This is a genomic window from Emticicia fontis (assembly GCF_054779675.1).
Map to the genome: position 1 here is coordinate 195,698 of NZ_BAAGXU010000066.1, position 22,792 is coordinate 218,489.

The following is a 22,792-nucleotide window of genomic DNA, read 5'->3' on the forward strand; positions in this document are numbered from 1 at the left end:
CTATTCCGTTTTCAACGATTTCACCGGGTTCATTAAAGCGGCTCTAAGCGCCTGCCCTCCTACGGTCAGCAATGCAATGATGATTGTAATGAGCGCTGTAACTACAAAAATAGATACCCCGATTGATATATGATAAGGATAGTTTTTGAGCCATTCCTGCGCGGCGAAGAATGCCAGTGGGAAAGCAAAAATAAATGATAAGCCCACCAGTTTCAGGAAGTCGGTAGAAAGCAGTTGAATAATACTACTTACCGATGCTCCTAACACTTTGCGGATACCAATTTCTTTCGTACGTTTTTCTGCTGACAAAGTAGCTAAACCAAATAAGCCTATACAGGAAATGAAAATGGTCAATACAGCGCCAAATAGCATGATTTGCTTCCATTTGGCCTCTGCTTCATATCTTTTCAGATTTTCGGTCTCCAGAAACTTAAAGTCATATGAGTTGATGGGAAAAAGCTTTTTGAAAGTCTTTTCTATATGTTTCATACTGGCTACTTCTGAATTTGGTTTGATTTTGATATATACTGTACCATACATCATGCCAGGTCTCATCGTAAATAGCTGTGGCCCGATTTCCCGATTCAAGCCATCGAAATGGTGGTCTTTCACAACGCCTACCACTCTATATTTTTCATTGTTATACCAGAAATTCACTTCCTGCCCGATAGGGTCTTTCCAGCCCGCTTTTTTTACAAAAGTTTCATTCACCAATACTGATTGCGTAGAGTCGGATGGGAAATCGGGAGAGAAATTTCGTCCCTTAAGAATGGGAATATTCAGCAATGGCAGGAATCTATAATCGACTTTTTCGTGGGCAAAGTCGATTTGTTTTTCACCGTTAATTCTGGCTACTGAACCCCAACCACCTGCATTTTTAGGAGCCACCGCAACGATATTCGGATCTTTGGCTAGTTCACTTGTAAATAATTGAGATTGGCTGTTGGTCATGCGCCATTTATCAACCGTTATCAGGTTTTTATCGTCATAGCCCAATGCTTTGCTTGTCAGATAATCGAACTGTGAATAGATAGTAAGCGTGGCAATAATCAGAAAAGAAGCCAGACTAAACTGCACTACCACCAGACTTTTCTGTAAATAATTTTTACCTGTCAGGTTGAAACGGCTATATAAAGTTTTCACAGGATCATAGCCTGATAGTACCATAGCAGGATAAAAGCCAGCCAAAAGACTTGTGATGAAGAAAAGTGCAACGTATCCTCCTATCAGTTTAGAATCAAATAAATAGGAGAACGCCAATGCCTTATTAGCTAATTGGTTAAAGGTAGGCAAAACCACCTGAACAAGTCCGATTGATAGCGCAAACGCTACGGCACATAATACAAAAGACTCACCCAGAAACTGCATAATCAATTGCTTTCTATCGCCGCCTACTACCTTTCTTACCCCAATTTCTTTGGCACGTTTCAGTGAACGGGCTACTGTCAGGTTAATAAAATTGATACAGGCAATGAGTAAAATAAACAAGGCAATTCCGGTAAGGATATAAGAGAAAGTTGGGTTGCTGGCATCTGCCAGGCCATTCTGCGCTACAAATTTGGTACTCAGGTGTATGTCTGTCAATGGCTGGAGTGCATATCTGGCATTTTCTTTTACATCATAGTCCTTTGCCATCTTGGTGATTGTTTCTTTGGCATCGGCCTCATAGATGCGTTTCATTTTAGCCTCAGCTGCCACAGGATTCGCATTAGGACTCAATACAACAAATGTGTTCAGGAAGAAACTAAACCAGTTTTCATTATTCTGATACGACTCGTTATTCACAATCATTGGTAATAAGAAATCGAACTTCACAGAAGAGTTTTGTGGTGCTTTTTTGGCCACTCCTGTAATCAGGTAAGGCACTAATTTATCATCTTCAACAAAATCAACAGTTTTGCCTAATACATCGGTATTTTTGAAGAGCTTCTCAGCCATTTCATCTGATAGCACTATTGATTTAGGCTTCTCCAAGGCAGTAGCAGGATTCCCGCTAATCAATGGGAAAGAAAACACTGAAAAGAAATTGGCATCTGTTTCCAGCACGCCATATCCTTTGATTTCAGTACCCTGACGGATATTTCTGAAATCGCTTCTTAAACGAACAAAAGACTGAATTTCAGCCACCCCATCTTTAAACTTAGGCCCTTGAAAATAGCCTGTTGTGCCATCACCTTGCTTCACACTTCCATCCGGATTAATCCATTGGGTAGTAATCCGATAGATATTAGGGCTATTGGTATGAAAGCGGTCGTAGCTTACTTCATCTTTGGTATAAAGCATTATGAGCATGGCAGCCGCCAGGCCAATACTTAATCCGGCAATATTAATGAAACTATAAACCTTGTTCCGGAAAAGGTTTCGTATTGCAATTTTTAAGTAGTTTTTCAGCATAAACCCCTAGCCCCTAAAGGGGGACGTTTTAAAAGTGAGATAGTATTTTTCTCTTTTACCCTTAATTACTATATGAATATTGAAAACTTAATTATCCAAAGCCATGCCAGAACCACAATCACCTCAATATCACTACATTACAGCCAATTGAAAACGAAATCCTGTCCGAAAATGGACAGGATTTCGTACAGTAACGGACAACGGTTTCTGATAAACAATATCTTTATTATTTGCGCGTAAGCAATTCCCCTTTAGGAGTCAGGGGCGTTACTCCGTCTTTAAGCTTTTCACTGGATTCACTAATGCTGCCTTAATAGCCTGATAGCTGATGGTTAATAGTGCAATAACAACCGCTGCTATACCTGTGGCAGCGAATATCCACCACTCAATTGATACGCGATAGGCGAAATCTTTAAGCCATTCTGCCATAAAATAATACGCTACCGGAGCGGCTATAATAACAGCTATCAATACTAATTTTAGAAAATCCAGAGATAATAAGGTGGTGATACTTATTACCGAAGCACCCAATACTTTACGGATACCTATTTCTTTTGTACGCTGCTTGATTGAGAATGTAGCTAACCCAAACAAACCTAAGCATGAAATAAAGACAGATAAAGCCGCAAAGGTTTTGGTGAGGTTACTAATCAATTCTTCTCTCTCATAAAAACGAGCCACGTCTTCTCTAAAATAAGAGTATTCAAAAACATTATCAGGATATAATCTTTCCCAGACTTTCTCAATTTCCTGAATGGTGCCAGAGTTATAGGTTTTTAACTGTACTGCTGCATAACGATAATGAACACGGGATGTAAAAATAATCGTAGGTTCAACACCTGAGTATAGGTCTGTATTGTTAAAATCGGCTACTACTCCTACGATGGTTCCCGTTTTACTCAAATCACCTACCAATAGTTTTTTATTCAGTATTTCTTCCGGCGATTTCAGTCCCAAATCCTTTACCATTTTCTCGTTTACAACTAATTCTCGCAAGGTATCAGAAGCGGCAGGTTTGCGCCCGGCTACAAGCTTAATACCATAAGTATTGATATATGCATTATCAGCCATTTTAGACCTTGCTACAAATTTCTCCCAGTCTCTGCCTTCAAACTTAATGCTCCCGCCACTACCTGTTTTTGAAGATGGGGCAGTGCGGAAAAATGAAACGTTCTCAATATTCGCCTGCTGGAGTAGCTGATTCTTAAAGGTAGTCAGTTTATCAGCTTCAGGATTTGGGATATTCACATGGAGAATCATATCTTTTCTTAAGCCCAAATCTTTATTTTTCAGGTAATCCAGTTGCAGCACTACAAGTAATGAAACAGCAATCAGCACACAGGCGATGCTGAATTGGGTTACAACCAGACCTTTGCGTAAAGTAAATCGCTTCGGTAGTTCGGTAATACTTTTGAGCGCCTTTAAAGGATTAAAATTGGCAATGACCATCGATGGATAAAATCCTGCTATGAATATAATCGCAACCAATAGAAGCATGATAAAACCAATCAACTTGAAATCTGAGAAGAGCTTCATGCTTAGTGGCGTGTTCAGCCATTGGCTTAGCAATGGGGCAGTTAAATACGCTACAACAATGGCTATCACTACCGACAAAGTAGCAACAACAGCCGTTTCGCTGATAAATTGCCAGAAAATTTGTCCTTGCGAACTTCCCAATGTTTTTCTGACACCTACTTCTTTGTAACGTTTAAATGATAATGCGGTTGATAAATTGATGAAATTGATACAGGCAATGATGACCATCAATATGCCAATGACTAATAATAGATTAATCGTTGATTTCTTGATTTTTCCACCATAATCTACATTAAAATGAAGGTCTGACAAATCTTGCAGGTGATATTTAAAAATCTCACTATCCGGGCCATGATATCTTTTTGAAAAAGCAGGCATTTGCTTTTCAAAAGCGGCTTTCATGTCTTTCGAGCGCAGCATCACAAATGTCTCACGGCTACTTTCAATCCAACCCCAATCTTCGTAGCCATATTCAGGCACCAATATTTTCAAGGTTGGCAGAGACACAAAAATATCAGTCTTCAAATCAGTATTATCCGGGTAATCTTTGATGATACCTGCTACGACTACTTCCTGCTGATTTTCTAATTTGATATTTCGGCCAATAGGGTTTTGATTACCGAAAAATTTCTGGGCATAGCGCTCTGTTAACACGGCCTTATTAGGCTCGTCCAATATGGCTGGCGTTCCTACCTCCCATTTATAATCAAATATTTTGAAATAATCAGAGTTCGTAAAAGCGGCCGATTCTTTTTCCAGATATTTTTGGACGTTGTTATTTTCGGTGACAGCAATAGTCAGAGGTCTATGTGCCAGATAAGTAGTGCGCTCAATGGCCGGATATTCTTTTTTAAGTGTTCCATGCAAGATATAGGCACTTCCTTTTGACCGTTCAATCTGACCGTCACCTAAATGCAAATCAACTACTGCCCGATAAATTCTATCGGCGTTTTTATGATATGCATCCACGCTCAAATGGTACTTCACCAACTGAAATACCAGTATCCCCCCGGCCATACCCAGAGCAAGTCCAGCTATATTCAGCACAGTAAAGAGCTTATTTCTGTTTAAGACTCTGAGTGTAAATTTGAGTTTCATGATTTTTTGCATGGGGCAAAGGGCAGAGGGCATGGGGCAAGGAGTTTCAACCCCATGCCCTCTGCTCCAAGCCCTCTGCTGTCTATTCCGTTTTTAATGATTTTACAGGATTGACTAAAGCCGCTTTGATAGCCTGAGAACTTACTGTCAACAACGCGACTAATACAGCTATCAAGCCTGTGATGACAAATACCCACCATTGAATAGTAACCTGATACGCAAAATCCTTTAGCCATTGGGTCATGAAATAATAGGCTATCGGACTTGCCAGAATTACCGAAATCAGAATCAATTTCAAAAAGTCTTTAGATATTAAAGTGGTAATACCTGCTACCGAAGCTCCCAATACCTTGCGGATGCCAATTTCTTTGGTACGTTGCTCAGCTGTATAAGCGGCTAAGCCAAATAGACCTAAGCAGGCAATGAGGATAGCCATTCCTGAAAATAGCAATACTACATTGGCCGTTTGTGTTTCCGAACGATAAAGGGTATTCAGAAACTGGTCAAGAAACAGGTATTCAAAGGCCGATGTTGGAACACTCTTTTTGAAAGTGGCTTCTAATTGGCTCATGGTCTGTTCCAGATTACCGGTATTTACTTTTACCAGTAAATAATTTCTTGCTTCCGTAGGGTTATTATGAAAAACGTATGCTCCAATAGGTTGATGAAAAGATTCATAATGAAAATCTCTCACCACCCCTACTATTTCTGACTTGCGATTCCAGAATAAATCCTCTGAAAATTTACCGATAGCTTCCTGTGGAGTTTTATAGCCCAATAGTTTTACAGTGGTTTCGTTCACTACTATTTGTACGGTCGTATCTTTATCGTCTTTTATCTGGGGTAATGTTTTTCCGGCTACAAATTTCAAATCTAACACTTTAGCAAAATCGCCTGCTACACGGTTAGAGCGTACAAAAAACGACTCTTTAGGATTATTTACCTTAGCCATCGTACGCCCACTGCCCCCAAAACCTAAATAAGCCTGCACGCGTGAGGTTTCTACTACGTTGCTTAAAGTCTTAAAATTGTTTATCAAGCCATCTATCTGCTTATTGCTTTCAGCACCTGAGGTCATCACTGCTACAACCTGTTCAGGATTATAGCCTAGTTTTTTATTCTGTATAAACTTCAGTTGCTGGAAGAAGATAAACGTGCAGATAATCAGAATAATTGATGCCGAGAATTGTATCACAACCAGCGACTGACGAAAAATTCCAGCACCGGTCTTTTTGTTGATTGAAGTCTGCAAAAGGTTTTTCGGAGCAAAAGAAGACAGATAGAAAGCAGGATAAGAACCTGAAACAAAGGTTACGAAAACAAATACCAACAATAAACCAATACTTACCTCTGATGTAAAAATATTGGTGATAGATAAATCTTTATCAGTTATCTGATTAAAGAAAGGCAATGCCAGTATCAGGAAACTTAAACCTAACAACAAAGCCAGGAAAACCGTAAGGGTAGTCTCTGTATAGAAACGACCAATTAACTGACGATTGGTGGCACCAATGGTTTTATTAATACCTACTTCTTTAAAACGCTTCTGAGAGCGTGCCGTAGCCAGATTCATATAATTGATACAAGCAATTACCATCACTACCAGAGCCAGAATAAACAATATTTTTACCTGTCTGGCATCACCTACACGGGTAGTATTGGCATTAGATATATCACCCGAATTCAGGTGTACATCTACGAGTGGTTGCAACCATAGAGAAAACCAACGGTTATCTTTATTCGGAACATTCTTTTCAAGAATGGTTGCCATTTGTTTTTCTATTTTTTGCTGATTAGTATTTGGTCTCAGCAATAAATAGGTCTCAAAACTGGCATTACTCCACACCAGCTCTTTAGAAGCCCATTCTACCGTATTAAATGAACCCATTAAATCGGCATCCAGCGTAAAGTTATGTGGTAGATCTTCATACACTCCGCTAACTTCCAAGGTGTATTTAATACCCACTTTCAATACTTTTCCAATGGGGTTATCATTGCCAAAATATTTCTTAGCTGTCGATTGGCTTAAAATAACCTTGTTAGGGTCTTGCAAAGCAACCTTCGGATTCCCTTGTAAGAGTTTTATATCAAAAACATCGAAAATCGACCCGTCTACCCAATACAGTTTTTTCTCAGCAAACTTTTTCTCTCCCGAGTTTACAAAGGCAACCTGACCAAAGTCGTTCAGGAGTAACCGGGTTTGTTGCACCACCCCCGGAATCTCATTTTTCATAGTTGGCCCTACTACGTTTGGTGCATTTGCCCATTTCTGGCTTTTGCCATCAAAAGTAACTGTCATGTCAACCCGATAGATGTTATTCGCATTTGAATGATACTTATCGAAAGACATTTCATCTTTTACATAAAGCATCAACAAAAGTGATACTGTAAGGCCTAAAGCCAGACCCAACAGATTTAAGGCAGTAAAGAGTTTGCTTTTCAATAAGCTCCTCCAGGCGATTTTTAAGTAATTACGAATCATAATTTAGGTGTTTAGTGCCAAGGGCAGAGAGCATAGAGCAGAGGGAAATTTCACTTTTACGGTGAATCGCCCTATGCCCCCTGCCCTTACCCCTATGCTATTCTGATTTTAGACTTTTAACCGGATTTACCAATGCTGCTGAAATGGCCTGATAGCTGACTGTCGCGACAGCAATCAGGATTGCCAGAAGACCTGCTAGTGGGAAAATCCACCATTCGATGTCTACTCTATAAGCAAAATCTGTCAGCCAGCTTGTCATTGCATACCAGGCAATAGGTGAGGCTATCAGGATAGAAATGACTACCAATTTAATAAAATCTTTTGATAATAAAGTGGTGATGCTTCCTACTGATGCGCCTAATACTTTACGAACGCCTATTTCTTTGCGGCGTTGTTCTGCCATAAAAGCTGCCAAGGCAAATAGGCCCAAACAAGAAATAAAGATGGAAATGCCCGCAAAAATCATGAATAATGACCTTTGCTTTTGTTCAGCCTCATATTGCTTATTGAATTGCTCGTCTAAGAACTGGTAGTTGAATACTGCGTCAGGCGTATATGTTTTAACTACTTTTTCTATACTGGCAATGGTATTCTGAAAATCTCCGGCAGCTAATTTGATTGAAAGCCAGTGATCCTTCTCGTTTTTGACATTCATTACCATAGGAGCGATTGTCTGATGCATAGATTCGAAATGAAAATCTTTGACTACCCCTACAATTCTACCTTTCCGGTCTCCGTATTCAAATATCTGATCAATGGCATCTGCATTATTTTTCCAGCCAATTGCTTTGACAGCTGTCTCGTTCAGAATATAGGCGGCTGAATCATCTGATTTGAAATCTGTGGAAAAACCTCTACCTGCTACAACTTTTATTTCGTAGGTAGATAAGAAATCATAGTCTACCCTGAGTGATTTTATTACAGCAGTAGTAGGAGCCAAAGAATCTCCCTTTTCCACTTTTGCCCCCTGGTAGTCACGCAAACGGTCTGTTGGTGTTCTGGAAGAAGTGCTTACATTTTTCACTCCTGCCTGACGTTTCAATTCTTGTTTAAAACCGGCAAAATCAAACGAAGCATTTTTTTCATTCTTCATCACAATCACCTGGTCTTTTTTATATCCGGCATCCTCCGTGAGCATGAAACTCAATTGTTTATAGACGATAACTGTACTGATTATGAGAATACAAGCAATTGAAAACTGCATCACCACTAAAGCCTGGCGTAGCACACCATTCTTCATGACATTTTTGATTTTCCCTTTCAAAACCTCTACTGGCTGGAAAGCCGTCAGAAAAAAGGCAGGGTAGCTTCCAGCTAAAATGCCTGTAAAGAAAATGACACCCAGAATTATTGCAATAAATTTAACATCTAGTAAACTACTGAAAGTCAAAGATTTACTGGCAAAATCATTTAATGATGGAATCAATAAAACAATGGCGATCAAGGCAATGGCTAAAGAGATAATAGTCAATAGCAAAGATTCACTCAGAAATTGTCCTATCAGTTGTGAGCGTAGCGCCCCTACTACCTTACGAAGACCTACTTCTTTGGCCCTGCCTGCCGAACGAGCCGTAGCTAAATTCATATAATTAATGCAGGCAATCAGCAATATAAAAAAGGCAATTGCAGAAAAAATATACACAGACTTGATGTCTCCGTTCGCTTCATGCTCTGAATCCAGGTGTGAACGTAAGTGTATATCTGTCAGTTTCTGGAAAGTCAGGTCTGTCCACTGAGACCCTTTTCCACCAGGTATATGTGCATCGAGGAAAGATTTTACCCGACTTTCCATTCTTGATATATCATAGCCTTTAGGCATCAGCAAATACGTAGCGAAGGCATTACCACCCCAATCATTTTCCATTCCTTCTTTACCAAAAATCCTGTTATCATTCAGTGTATTCATTGATAACAGGAAATTAGCATGAAAATGTGATTGATTGGGCATTGGCTCAAAAACGCCCGAAACTGTTAAATCATATTTATTATCTATTTTCAACAGTTTACCGATTGGGTTTTCTTTACCAAAATATTTTTCAGCCATCGGCTTAGAGAGAACAACTGTAAATGGATTTTCTAAAGCCATGTCAGGGTTTCCCGAAAGTAGATTAATGGAAAACACTTTAAATACATTTGCATCAGCAAAAAACATATTCGGCTCCTGATACTTTTTTTCAGGGCTTTCTGGTCGGTTTAATACATTAAATAAATAGGTTGCATCCAACAAACGGGTAATCTGCTCTATTTCTGAAAAATCGTTTTTTAAATGCCGCAAAAAAGGAGGAGCCAGGTGCCCTAAATGTAGGCTCACAGTACCATCATTTGATTTAAAAATACGGGTAACGCGATAAATGCGGTCAGCATCTTTGTTGAACCAGTCGTAGCTTAATTCATCTTTTACAAACAAACCAATCAACAAAAAGCAGGTAAGCCCAATGGCGAGTCCGGCAATGTTAATAAAAGTGAAACCTTTTTGTTTCCTCAGGCTTCTGAAGGCGATTTTCAAGTAATTGCGTATCATAATTTTAGGTAGATGGAGAAAGGGAAACGGAACATGGAAAATGGAAAAAGTAGAAAGGAAAGCGGTTCGCCGCCGTAGAAAAAAGTCAGACTTTTTCCTTTTTCCATTCTCCTTGCTCCGCCCTCATTGGTTTATGCTTTTAACTGAGTCTTTTACAATTAATTAGATGCAAAAAATGTGCACCGCGTTGCAAAACAATACATATTAAAACGACAAATATTATTCTCCGCTCTTTTACATTAAAATCAGCCTTTTCCATTCTCCATTCTCCCTGTTCCTTTCTCCAAATTATTCTATTTTCAAACTCTTCACCGGATTCAGCCTTGCTGCTTTTAAGGTTTGAAAACCTACTAATAAGACGACCATTACTATAAAAATAAGCCCCACACTGGCAAAGGTAATCCAGCTTAATTCGATGCGGTAGGCATAGTTTTGCAACCAGTTATTCATGCTTAAAATGGCTAATGGGAAAGCGATGAATATGGCTAACCCAACCACAATCAGGAATTCTTTCATGAATAGAAAAACGATACTGATACCCGAAGCACCTAATACTTTGCGGATACCCACTTCTTTGGTTCTTCTGACAATATTTAAGGATACCATACCCAAAATCCCTAACAATACAATAATGATAGCAAGGGTAGTAGCCAGTTCTGCTGCTTTTTGCAATTGCACTTCTGATTGATAGAGTTTATGCAAAGTCTCGTCCATGAAAGTATATTCAAAAGGGGCATCGGGTAATAATTCTTTCCACTTCTTTTCGATGTTTTTCATGGCTTCTCCCAGGTTCGACGGGTTCAATCTGAATGATAAATAACGAAAGAATGTATTGTCTTTTACCTGCATAAAAGCAATGGGCTGAATTGCTTTTTGCATCGATTCAAAGTGAAAGTTTTTGGTTACACCTACTATGGTAAAAGGATTTGGCGCAAAATGCAATCTTATCTGTTGACCAATCGCTTCTTCTGAATTTTTAAATCCTAAAGCCTTGATAGCGGCTTCGTTCAAGACCATTCTGTTGGGTTGAAATGTGCCTTGGGTAGCATGGAAATATTGACCTGCGGCCATCGGGATTTCATAGGTTTGGGCAAATTTTTCATCCGTCACCAAAGTAGGAGCATAAAAGGCTTTGGTTGAGTCTTGCCCTGCTTTGTAAATAGCACTACTGAAACCTGTGGCACCATCCATTATCTCCCATGATACACTTCCCTGTTTGATCTCTTTCAATTGTGCTATCTCGTTTCGGATAGTCTCCATTTTTTCTACGCCTTTGAGCGACCAGTCACGAGGTACTCTCAATGAAAAAACAGCTTCTTTGTTATAGCCCAGGTCTTTTTTGAAAAAGTAAGTCACCTGTTGAGAAATGACAGCCGCTCCACCAAAAACAAATAAAGCAACGGTGAATTGAGAAGCTAACAGGATGCGTCTGAATAGTACGTTCTCTTTCACCGATTTCAGTTTGCCTTTCATTGAATCAACAGATGGTAAATTTGCCAGTACTAAAGATGGATATAGCCCGCTTAAGATTCCAATGAACAGACTTAGTGCAATAGCACCCAGATAGAAATAAGGTGAGGCACTAAATAAAGAGATAATGTCTTTCTGAAGTATCTGCGAGAAATATGGTCTGAATAGCTGATAGAACAGCAGAGAAACCAGTAAGCTAAATAAACTGATAATCACTGATTCGGTTAAGAACTGGCGTAATACCTGCCCTTTCATGCTTCCAAGCACTTTTCTTACGCCTATTTCTTTTAAACGTGATGAAGAATTACCGATAGAAATGTTCACAAAATTCACTACCGCCATCAAGAGAATAAATAAGGCTACGATGCTCAATGTCAGGATAGTCTTTTTTACCAGACCATTACTGGTATCCAGATAGACTTCTTTCAATGGTTTCAGATAAGCGTGTAGATTCTGGCTAATCTCTTTAGAGGCATTGGTCGCAATTAATTGCGCCATTGGTTTTGCCAAATCTTCTTTTGTAACGCCGGGTTTTAGTTCTATATAATTGACAATATGCGTTGCACTCCAGAAATCATATCCATTACGACCTAAGAACTGTGCATTGCTAAAAGATACTAAAATAGGAAGTTTATTATTGGGAGTAACGAGATTCGTGATTGAGTTATATGGGATATCACCCAACACAGCCGTAATCATAAAGTCTCGCTTCTCACCGGTAAATGATTCTATTCTCAGGCTTTGCCCGACCACGTCGGTTTTACCAAAATATTTAATTGCCTGAGCCGATGGAATAACGACTGTATTCGGCTGATTCAACGCTGTTTTCGGATTACCCTGTACGAGTGGAAATCCATACATAGACAGGATAGTAGAATCTGCTATCTGAACATCTTCTCTGAAAACCTTTTCTCCTTTTGAAACAATAGTGGTCACGGCATCAAAACGGTAATAGTTTTCAACCAGAGCCGGATAATTTTCTTTCAAAGCTTTTGCCAATGGCCCTATGGAAGTAATTTCTCCTCCCATATTTTCTCTGTCCCATTTGCTTTGAATCATGTATTGATTATCCAGATCGCGCAGCTCACTATTTACCTTGAGTTCTCCCCACACATAGCTGCCTATCAGCAAAGCAAAAGTGATTCCGACCGAGAGACCGAAAATCGTAACCGAGGTATAAAACTTGCGTTTCATAAGGTTACGCCAGGAAATTTTCAGATAGTTTTTTAACATAATTTTGAAATTTTAATGATTAAAACTTGAAGTTAAGCCCTCAATTCATCATTCTTATTTCATTTAAGTTAATTTAACACTCTTTATAAAATTTTAAACCTGCCTACTCTGCTTTCAGACTATTTACCGGATTCATATCAGCAGCCTGATAAGTTTTAAAACCAATAGTGCCCAGAGCAATCAGAAAAATAACTCCGAAACTCCCAATCAATAATGCGGCATTGACACCCGGATTGAAAGTAAAAATATTCAATACAATCACACTACATAAATAGCTTATGGGAAAGGCAATCAAACCAGCAATGAGTAGAAGTTTCAGAAAACTCCATGAGAGCAAACGTACTACTTCTGAGGCACTTGCGCCCAGTACTTTGCGAATGCCGATTTCTTTGATTCTTTTTTCAGTGCTATAGGTAACCATCCCCAATAATCCCATAATGGCAATGACAAAACCTACTAAGGTGGTAAGTCCTGAAAATTTCATATCTTCTCCAGGAAAATAGCGCTCATACAATTCCTGTTCATACCACGAATACACCATGGCATCATAAGGATGATAGTGTTTCCAGATTTTCTCAACCGAAGCCAAAAGAGAGGCTTTATTAACCGAAGGGTTAGTCTGGATAGATAGTAAATGAAACTGCTTGGGATTATACTGAAAAACCGCAGGACTTACCGCGAATTCATATTGGGCAAAACAAAAGTCTTTTATTACACCTGTCACTAATGCTTCTGTCTGGTTATTCAAAAGAATCATTTTACCGATAGCTTCCTGCGATGTACCCAGATGAAGTACTTTGACCGCTTTCTCGTTTAATAGTACAAAGTTGCCACTTGAATCTACCGTAGCATCAGGCAGATTTTTACCTGCTGCCATTGTGAGCTTCATATTATTGATAAACTGGTTATCGACTGAAAAATGATAGGCCGCTGTATTTTCATCTGTTCGTTTAGCTTTGATGGCATACTGAGCAGCACCACTGCCAAAAGCATCAGAGGTTAATCCGATATTTTCAACGCCTGATAGTTGAGATAGTTCGTTTTTTAGTAGTTTATAATCATCTCCCGCCAGTGTAACATTCAGGATATTTTTACGGTTGAAATTATCATTTTCAGTAGCCATATATTCAAACTGGCTATACATACTCACGTTCAGAGCCATATAGACAAGCGTTACCACAAACTGAATCACAATCAGACTTTTACGTAAGCTGAGCCTTCCGAATGAGCTTGGCCCCAGTTCTCCTTTCAATACTTTTGCAGGTTGAAACGCCGATAGAATACGAGCCGGGAATACTCCGGCAATAATGCCTGTCAATAAAGTGAAACCCCCGAAAATACCCCACATGAGCAAGGTATTATCTACCTCCCACACAATCCATGAAAGATGAATGTATTGCTTTACGGTGATAAAACTCACATAAGCGATAAATAGGGCAAAAAATGCCAGCACAATAGCTTCAATAAGAAATTGAGCTACCAACTGCCTACGCACAGCGCCTGAAACTTTTCGGACACCTACTTCTCTGGCCCTACTCAAAGAACGGGCTAAGGTAAGATTGGTATAATTGAAGCCCGCCAGAATAATAATGACCAAAGCCATCAGGAAATTGACTGATACGCTAAATACATCATCTACATAAGCGTTTTTCTCTAATCGCTCAAAATCAGGTGAAATGTCGTTTAATGCCTGACGGCGATACAGATGGCTTGTTTTTCCGAAATCGGTATCTTTTTTATTCTGGTTGGATACTGTTGCTAAAGCACGGTCGAGCGTAGCAGGATTGGTATTTTTATTGAGCAATACAAAGGTATAGGTATCGTATTGCGTCCAGTTTTTGAGTTCCTGTTTATCCTTGTTGAAAGAAGTGAAGGTAGCCATCGACACCATCAAGTCACTTCTGAATTGGGTACCTCTGTATTTATAGGGTTTCAATACACCTGTAACCGTAAACACACCAAAGTCATGATGCATAATGGTTTTGCCTACAGGGTTAGTAGTACCAAAAAACTTAACGGCTGTTTCATGATTCAGCACAACGGTATTGGGTTCAACAGGATAAGAACCTTTCTCCAGGGGAAAACCAAAAATATCGAAAAACGAAGGGTCGACATAAATGCCATTTACCCGTATCTTTTTCAGCCTATTGTTCATTTCGCCTGAAAAAAAGCGAACCACTCTGGCTGATTTCTCTACAAACCCATACTCATTTTTCAGTTTGTCGGCCAATAAAAAAGGAGAAGCGGCATAAGAAACCTTCGTACCTTTTGCATCCTTGAAATCTGTGAGAATCCGATAGGTTCGTTCAGGATAAGGATGAAAATTATCAAACTCAAAAACATTCTGAATCTGCATCAATCCTATCAGACCAAAGGTCATGGCAAGGCCTAATCCAACAATATTGATGAATGAAAAAAGCTTGTTTTTCCACAAGCTACGGAAGGCTATTTTGAAGTAATTGCGAAGCATGCCCTTAACCCCTAAAGGGGGACTTTTTAAAAGTTTGAAAAATAAACACACCCCTAACCCCTAAAGGGGAATTGTTGTTAATTGCACAATTACTCGTGCGTAAGTAGCACCCCTTTAGGGGTTGGAGGCGCGTTTTACTCTGACTTTAGACTTTTCACCGGATTCATGAATGCGGCTTTTAGTGCCTGATAGCTTACTGTTGATAAGGCTATCAGCAATACACCTAAGCCTGATGCGGCGAAAACCCACCAGGAAATATCAGCGCGATAATCGTATTTTTGTAGCCAGATTTGCATCAGGTAATACGCTAATGGTGTAGCGACGATGAATGCAATACTAACCAGCCACACAAAATCTTTTGATAATAATTGCCATAGACTAAATACAGTAGCGCCTAGTGTTTTTCTGATGCCTAATTCTTTGGTACGTTGCTCGGCAATGAAAGAGGCTAATCCGAAAAGCCCAAGGCAGCTAATAATAATGGCAAGAATAGCAAAGAACCCAGCTACTTTACCAACCTGCTCTTCGCTTCCAAATTTTTTGGCGTATTCGGCCTCAACAAATTGGTATTCGAATGGAACGGCCGGGTTATATTTTTTGAATATTGACTCTATTTTGCTTAGCGCCTCACTTGTATTGGCTGTGGGATTTATCCGAAGATTAACTATTCCGCCATAATTAGTATCCAGATAAAAAACAGAAGGGCGGGCTTTGGCATAAGGCGACTCCATAATCATGTCTTTGATAACCCCAATGATACGATAAGGCCTGCCACCCCATCTGATTGTCTCTCCTATTGCCGTTGAGCCTAAGTTCATAAATTTCACGGCTGATTCATTGAGAATCAAGGCGGAAGAGTCTGTTCCGAAATCTTTTGAAAAGTCTCTACCTTCTTTGAATTGCCAGCCTACGGTTTTGCCATAGTTATAAGACACACCCGGAATCGGGAATCTTTCAGAAATACCTGGGTCTTTGCCTTTCCATTCAAAGTCTCCGGCTGTTCCTAGTACCTTTGTGGTTGGCATGACAGATTCTGCCACTTCCGTTATTGCCACAGATTCTACTAATTCTTTTTTGACTGCCTCGTAGTGCGAATGAATTTCATTAGAATTAGGCTGAACCATGATTAAGCCTTCCCGGTCATAACCAATCGGACGAATTTTGGCAAACTGGATTTGTCGGAAAACCACTACTGTTCCGACAATCATGATAATAGAAACAGTAAACTGAAAAACTACTAATACCTGACGAGGGACAGAAGCTTTTTTACTAGCTTTAAAAGCCCCTTTCAGCACTTTTACCGGAATAAAAGAAGAGAGATAAAAGGCAGGATAGCTACCCGCTAACAAGGCAGCCAAAACACTAAAGCCGATACCTGCTGCCCAGAATAAAGGTTCAGTCCATAGTATACTGATTTCTTTACCAGTCAGGTCATTAAAGAATGGAAGAATTACTTGAATCAACAATAAACTCAATACAAAAGACAGGGCTACCATTAGAAATGATTCGCTGAAAAACTGTATCACTAATTGGCTGCGCATAGACCCTATGGCTTTGCGAACACCTACTTCTTTGGCACGTTTTTCAGAACGGGCTGTACTCAGATTCATAAAATTGATACAAGCCAGTAATAGTACAAATAGGCCTATAAAACCAAAAAGCCAGACATTATCCATGCTTCCTCCGGCAAATACCCCATTCTTAAAAAACTGATGCAAATGCCAGTCGCGCATTGGGTGTAATACCAGTTCAGGTTTTGACTTTGCCTGAGCTTCATCCATTTTGCTCAACAACACAGGTTTAATTTTATTGGCAACGCTTGTAAAATCAGCCTTATCATCTAATTGAACAAATACCTGATAAGAAACGCTGTGCCAATCGTCCTGTTGTTTTCTCACCCAATCATCAGAGGCAACCAATAAACTCCAGGGTAAAATAAAACCTACTTTATTGAGCGATGAATTATAAGGTAAATCTTCATAAACTCCGGTTACTTTTACGGCCTGTTGGTTATCTATTTTCATGATTTTACCCAACGGATCATCATTACCAAAATAAGCTTTAGCCACCGAAGCCGATAGTAGAATAGAATTAGGATCTTTTAAACCGTCTGAACTGCCTTGAAGCATTTTCAATGAAAACATGGCAGGAGCATTAGGCTCCATATAATTTCCATTCTTCATGAATTTCTTATTGTCGAAAGATAGAATGTGGCTCTCATTGAAAGTAGACAGCACTACATTCTTAAAATCGTTCCCGAAACTATTGCGCAATTCATTTGCTAAAGGAATAGGCAGATATGGCCAGTTATTTGTTTCATTATTCAGTATATTCTTCTGCCCTACCTGTGCAATCTGCTTATAGTTTGCATGGTATTTATCGAAAGTCAGTTCATCGTACATCCATAAGCCTATCAACATGGCAACACCCATGCCCATAGCTAAACCACTCATATTTATCAATGAGTATACCTTGTTTTTAAACAAGTTTCTGAATGCGATTTTGAAGTAGTTACGTAGCATGCCCCTAACCCCTAAAGGGGAATTTTTTAAAAAGTTGAATAAGAGCCCCTAGCCCCTAAAGGGGAACTCTTAAAAGATTATGATAATATTCGTGCGTAAGCAACTCCCCTTTAGGGGCGGGGGATGCCGTTATTCACTTTTCAGACTTTTCGCCGGATTCATTAATGCGGCTCTGATGGCTTGATAGCCTACTGTCAATAAGGCCATTGACATGACTCCTACGCCTCCTGCTGCGAATATCCACCAGGATAACTCAATGCGATAGGTGAAATCCTTTAGCCATTGTGTCATGGCATAATAGGCTATCGGTACAGAGATACAAATTGATACTAAGGCCAGTTTTAAAAATCCTTTTGAGAGCAATGCTGTGATATTGAATACCGTTGCACCCAATACTTTTCTGATACCTATTTCTTTTGTTTTTTGTTCGGCCATAAAGGTGATTAAGCCAAATAGCCCCAAGCAAGCAATAAAGATGGCTATTCCTGTGAATGCTCCGAAGATATTGGCAATCCGCTCTTCTGATTTAAATAGCTTATCAAATGAATCATCGGCAAAATAATAGGTAAAAGGATCTTCGACTTTATAGCGGTTATATGCTTTTTCTATTTGAGCAATGGTACTTACCATATCAGCATCTTTGCGGATTTTGAGGTTCAGAAGGTCTATTTCTTGTGTATCTGTAAGGAACTTCAGCATTAAAGGTTTTACCTCATTTTTGGTACTGAAATAATTAAAGTCTTTCAAGACTCCTACTACTTCTGTTAACTCATTTTGCCCCATTTCTACATCTTTAATGGTAACTGCATTTCCACCAAGCGCTTTTACGGCCGACTCATTCAGCAATATTTTCTTTCTTAAATCACTTGGTAACCTTTGTGGTTTTACTTTCCATTGAATCCCAAATAAATCAGTATAGGCTGAATCTACCTCAAAAACGATAGTCCCTACCATTGAGGCAACTGTATTATCTTTTGCTCCTATTTTCTTCAATCCGGTTATATTATAGCCTTCAGCAAAAATTCTGTGTTTTGACCCTGCCATTTTCTCCACACCATCAATCTGCCTGATTTCATTCATCAACGCCATCGTTTTTGAATGCGACTGACCATCAATATTAATCGTAACAATCTGGTCTTTATTCAAACCCAGGTTCTTGCTGCGCATCTTTTTTATTTGCCCGAAAATGATGATTGAACAGAATATCAGGACTGATGAAACTGCTAATTGAAAAATTGTTAATGATTGACGAACAGTTGCATTCCCCTTGCCTTGAAACTTACCTTTTAGTACTTGGACAGGATTGAATCTGATCAATACAAAAGCCGGATAACTACCAGCCAATAAGATACTGATTAGCAATACCGAAACCAGGGCAGTCAGGAAATAAGGATTGATTAAGAAACTGATATCAATCTGCAAATCTAATAGCGTATATAAAACAGGTTGAAGTAGCTTGAATAAGATAACTGCCAGCACACAGGCAACAAAAATAGTCAGGGTTGACTCTACATAAAATTGCGTAGTTAAGCCAAATCTATTGGCTCCTATCGATTTTCTGACACTTACTTCTTTGGCGCGGGTAGTAGCTCTGGCGGTTGTCAGGTTCATAAAATTGACTAATGCCAGAAGCAATATCAGTATAGCCACTGCCGAAGAAATATAGACATACATGAGGCGGTCATTGAGTTTCTCCCCACCTATACCTAAATGGTTAGCAAAATAATTGAGTGAAAACTTCAGGTCTTTATTATCCGGATTTTGTGCCCCTATTTTCGTCAATATATTTGCAACGTTCGATTGATTGCTTGCATCATCAAGTAATACGAAAGTTTCATAATCTCCGGTCGAAATCTTGCTTAACTTCTCATCTGTATAAGATTCAGGGTAATTCTTTTTACCTTCTGCTAAATCAGTGGCAACCGAAGCAATAAAATTATAATTAATGCTTGAATTTGATGGGTTTTTCTCAACAATTCCAACTACTTCCAGGTCTGTTTTTTTATTGAACTTCAGCGTTTTACCAATAGGGTTTTCTTTACCGAAATACTTCAAAGCCATTTCGGGTGTCAGAAAAACCGTATAAGGTCTTGTAATAGCAGACACATTTCCCTGTAATATTTTGAAATCAAATATTTTGAAGAACCCTTCGTCAACAAAAATCAATCCTGATTCATTGAAACGATGTTTGGGGTCGGTCTCTAGCGTTATATTCCAGAGAGCGGTTTTTCTTCCAACTACTTTTACAGATGCCGCATTTTCTTTGAGTGCATCACCCAGTCTGGCAGACATATTTGAGAAGAAGAACTCTTGCTCACCCATTTTCAGATTTGCCCCTACTTTATAGATTCGCTTATAATTCTTATGGAAAGTATCATAGCTTACTTCGTGCGAAACAAACAACAAGATAAGCGTCGACACAGCCAGCCCAAGCGCCAGCCCTGTGATATTAATAAAACTAAAAACCTTATTCCGAATAAGGTTTCTAATGGCGATTTTTAAGTAGTTACGTAGCATAATGCCCCTAGCCCCTAAAAGGGAACGTTTAAAAGATTTGACAATACTTTACTCGTGCAAAAGCAACTCCCCTTTAAGCACGGCTCGCCGCACAGTCGGCTGCGAATCTGAAGCACCCCTTTAGGGGCGGGGGAGCTATTCACTTTTTAGACTTTTTATCGGATTCATTAGAGCTGCTTTGATAGCCTGGAAACTTACGGTTAATAAGGTAATGGCCAGGGCGCCACCACCGGATACGGCAAAAATCCACCATGAAATGCCAGTGCGATACTCATATTTCTGTAACCAGTCGTTTAAGAAATAGTACGCAATCGGTATGGCTATGATGCAGGAAATAATGACTAAATAGACAAAGTCTTTTGACAATAATGACCATAGATTGGTTACTGAGGCCCCTAATACTTTGCGGATACCGATTTCTTTGGTACGTTGTTCGGCTACAAAAGAAGCCAAGCCGAATAAGCCCAGGCATGAGATAAATATAGCTAAGGCAGCAAAGAAAGATGCCAGTTTACCAATGCGTTCTTCTGTCGCAAACTTTTGCCCGAATTCCTGGTCTACAAACTTATAATCGAATGGGCTACCGGGATTATGTTTTTTAAAGACCGCCTCTACTTTGCTTAAGGCCGCACTGGCACTTACTGATGGTTTTAGTTTAACCGATATAACATTGGCCCAGCCATAGTCCATGATAAATACACTTGGCATCATAGGCTCATAAGGTGATTGCATCACCATATCTTTTATAATACCCACTACATGATACTTTCTATTGTTCCAGGTGATAAATTTACCTACTACACCTTTAGTGGCCACCATTTTCGCAGCCGATTCATTCAGAATCATTGCAGAAGTATCTGTTCCGAAAGTTCTGGAGAAATCACGGCCTTCTTTTAATTGAAAACCGACTGTTTTACCGAAATCGTGAGTACAGGCAATGGTTCCAAAAAGCGGTTGTGCATTAGGATCCATTCCCTCCCATGAAAAACCAATATTACTCGACCAGATACCCGTAACCGGGCTTGATGATTCGGCCATGTTCTCAACCATGCCTGTATTCAATAAATCGTTACGGATTACGTCATATTTACCATACAAATCTGGTGTGGTCATATCGATATAGATTAGCCCGCTGCGATCGTAACCAATCGGTCTGTCTTTGGCATATTGAATCTGGCGATACACGATAATAGTTCCGATGATAAGTGTTACCGATACTGTAAATTGTACCACCACCAGCACTTTACGTGGAACAGAAGCAAAACGCCCTACTCTGAAAGTGCCTTTGAGCACGCTAACCGGCTCGAACGAAGAAAGATAAAGCGCAGGATAACTTCCTGATAATAAACCTGTAATCGTTACAAAGACCAGACTGATAATCCAGAAAACAGGGTTTGTCCAGAGCATAGTCATTTTCTTACTTGAGAGGTCGTTAAACCAGGGAAGTGTGATTGACACCAATACTAATGCAATGATGAAGGCAACAAAAACAACCAGCATTGATTCACTCAGAAACTGATTAATCAATTGCGCACGAATGGAGCCAATGGCTTTGCGGATACCTACTTCTTTGGCGCGTTTTTCTGAACGGGCTGTGCTCAGGTTCATGAAATTGATACAGGCCAGGAGCAAAACAAAAATACCTATTGCGCCAAATAGCCAGACGAACTGAATACGGCCACCAACATTTACTCCTTCTTTAAATTCAGAATATAAATGCCATTTGTTCATCGGATGGATGAAAAGCTCAGGTTTTGATACTTTACCTTCCTGGCTTCTTTTATTCAAAACAAGGTTTTTTAATTTGGCTGAAAGCGACTCAAACTCTACCTTATCATTCAGTTGAGTATAGCATTGAAAAGAGTTATTATCCCACTGGTCGGCAGCTCTTTTCACCCATTCTTCATCAGCTACATAATAAGCCCAAGGAGTCAACAAATGTACTTCTGCGAATTCGGTATTATGTGGAAAATCTTCAAAAACACCGGTCACTTTCATATTGGCTTTCGCATCCAATTTGATGATTTTGCCAATCGGATCTTCATCTCCAAACAATGATCTGGCTAAAGATTCATTGAGCATAATTGAATTTACCTCTTGCAGACCGTCTTGTTGTCCCTTCAGCATTTTCAGCGAAAACATACGGGTAAACGCAGGTTCTACGTGCATACCCTGTTTGTTAAACTTTGTATCCTTATACCCTAAAATATGGCCATAATTCCATGAAGACATTACGACATCCTTAAAGTCAGGATATTTTTCACGCAATTCTTTAGCTAAAGGATGCGGTACTGCTGTTTGAGAACCTATATGCCCGTTAAAAGTCTGGTTCATATAAGCCTGCCCCAGCTTATTGTAGTTATCAAACGATTTATTAAAACTCAGTTCATCATTAATCCAAAGCCCTATCAGCATGGCAACGCCTATGCCCACAGCAAGCCCCATGATATTGATGAATGAATAAACCTTGTTCTTGACAAGATTTCTTAATGCGATTTTGAGGTAATTGCGTATCATTTTTTGTAGGGTTAAAGGAGAATGGAAAAAGG

The 22,792-nt window shown here is 39.5% G+C and carries 9 protein-coding genes; all 9 read right to left on the reverse strand.

The window, feature by feature from the left end; translation table 11 throughout:
- A complete protein-coding gene (locus tag ACYVFA_RS26295) occupies positions 1–2,394 on the reverse strand; it encodes an ADOP family protein (RefSeq protein WP_460474845.1) in 2,394 nt (797 codons plus the stop codon).
- Between the two features lie 267 nt (positions 2,395–2,661).
- On the reverse strand, positions 2,662–5,028 hold the full coding sequence (locus ACYVFA_RS26300; protein ID WP_460474846.1) for an FtsX-like permease family protein: 2,367 nt from the start codon (positions 5,026–5,028) through the stop codon (positions 2,662–2,664).
- Between the two features lie 82 nt (positions 5,029–5,110).
- Complete coding sequence (locus tag ACYVFA_RS26305; protein WP_460474847.1) at positions 5,111–7,510, reverse strand: ABC transporter permease; 2,400 nt, start codon at positions 7,508–7,510, stop codon at positions 5,111–5,113.
- A gap of 97 nt (positions 7,511–7,607) precedes the next feature.
- Positions 7,608–10,031 (reverse strand): ADOP family protein, encoded by a 2,424-nt coding sequence (locus tag ACYVFA_RS26310; protein WP_460474848.1) that lies wholly within the window; start codon positions 10,029–10,031, stop codon positions 7,608–7,610.
- A gap of 288 nt (positions 10,032–10,319) precedes the next feature.
- The gene (locus ACYVFA_RS26315) at positions 10,320–12,695 is read right to left on the reverse strand and encodes an ABC transporter permease (protein ID WP_460474849.1); all 2,376 of its coding nucleotides are present in this window, start codon (positions 12,693–12,695) and stop codon (positions 10,320–10,322) included.
- A gap of 142 nt (positions 12,696–12,837) precedes the next feature.
- Positions 12,838–15,204, reverse strand: a complete 2,367-nt coding sequence (locus ACYVFA_RS26320) for an ABC transporter permease (RefSeq protein WP_460474850.1) — start codon at positions 15,202–15,204, stop codon at positions 12,838–12,840.
- 134 nt (positions 15,205–15,338) lie between these two features.
- The gene (locus ACYVFA_RS26325; protein ID WP_460474851.1) at positions 15,339–17,726 is read right to left on the reverse strand and encodes an ABC transporter permease; all 2,388 of its coding nucleotides are present in this window, start codon (positions 17,724–17,726) and stop codon (positions 15,339–15,341) included.
- Between the two features lie 129 nt (positions 17,727–17,855).
- Positions 17,856–20,243, reverse strand: a complete 2,388-nt coding sequence (locus ACYVFA_RS26330; protein ID WP_460474852.1) for an ABC transporter permease — start codon at positions 20,241–20,243, stop codon at positions 17,856–17,858.
- 135 nt (positions 20,244–20,378) lie between these two features.
- On the reverse strand, positions 20,379–22,760 hold the full coding sequence (locus ACYVFA_RS26335; protein WP_460474853.1) for an ABC transporter permease: 2,382 nt from the start codon (positions 22,758–22,760) through the stop codon (positions 20,379–20,381).
- Positions 22,761–22,792 lie beyond the last annotated feature (32 nt).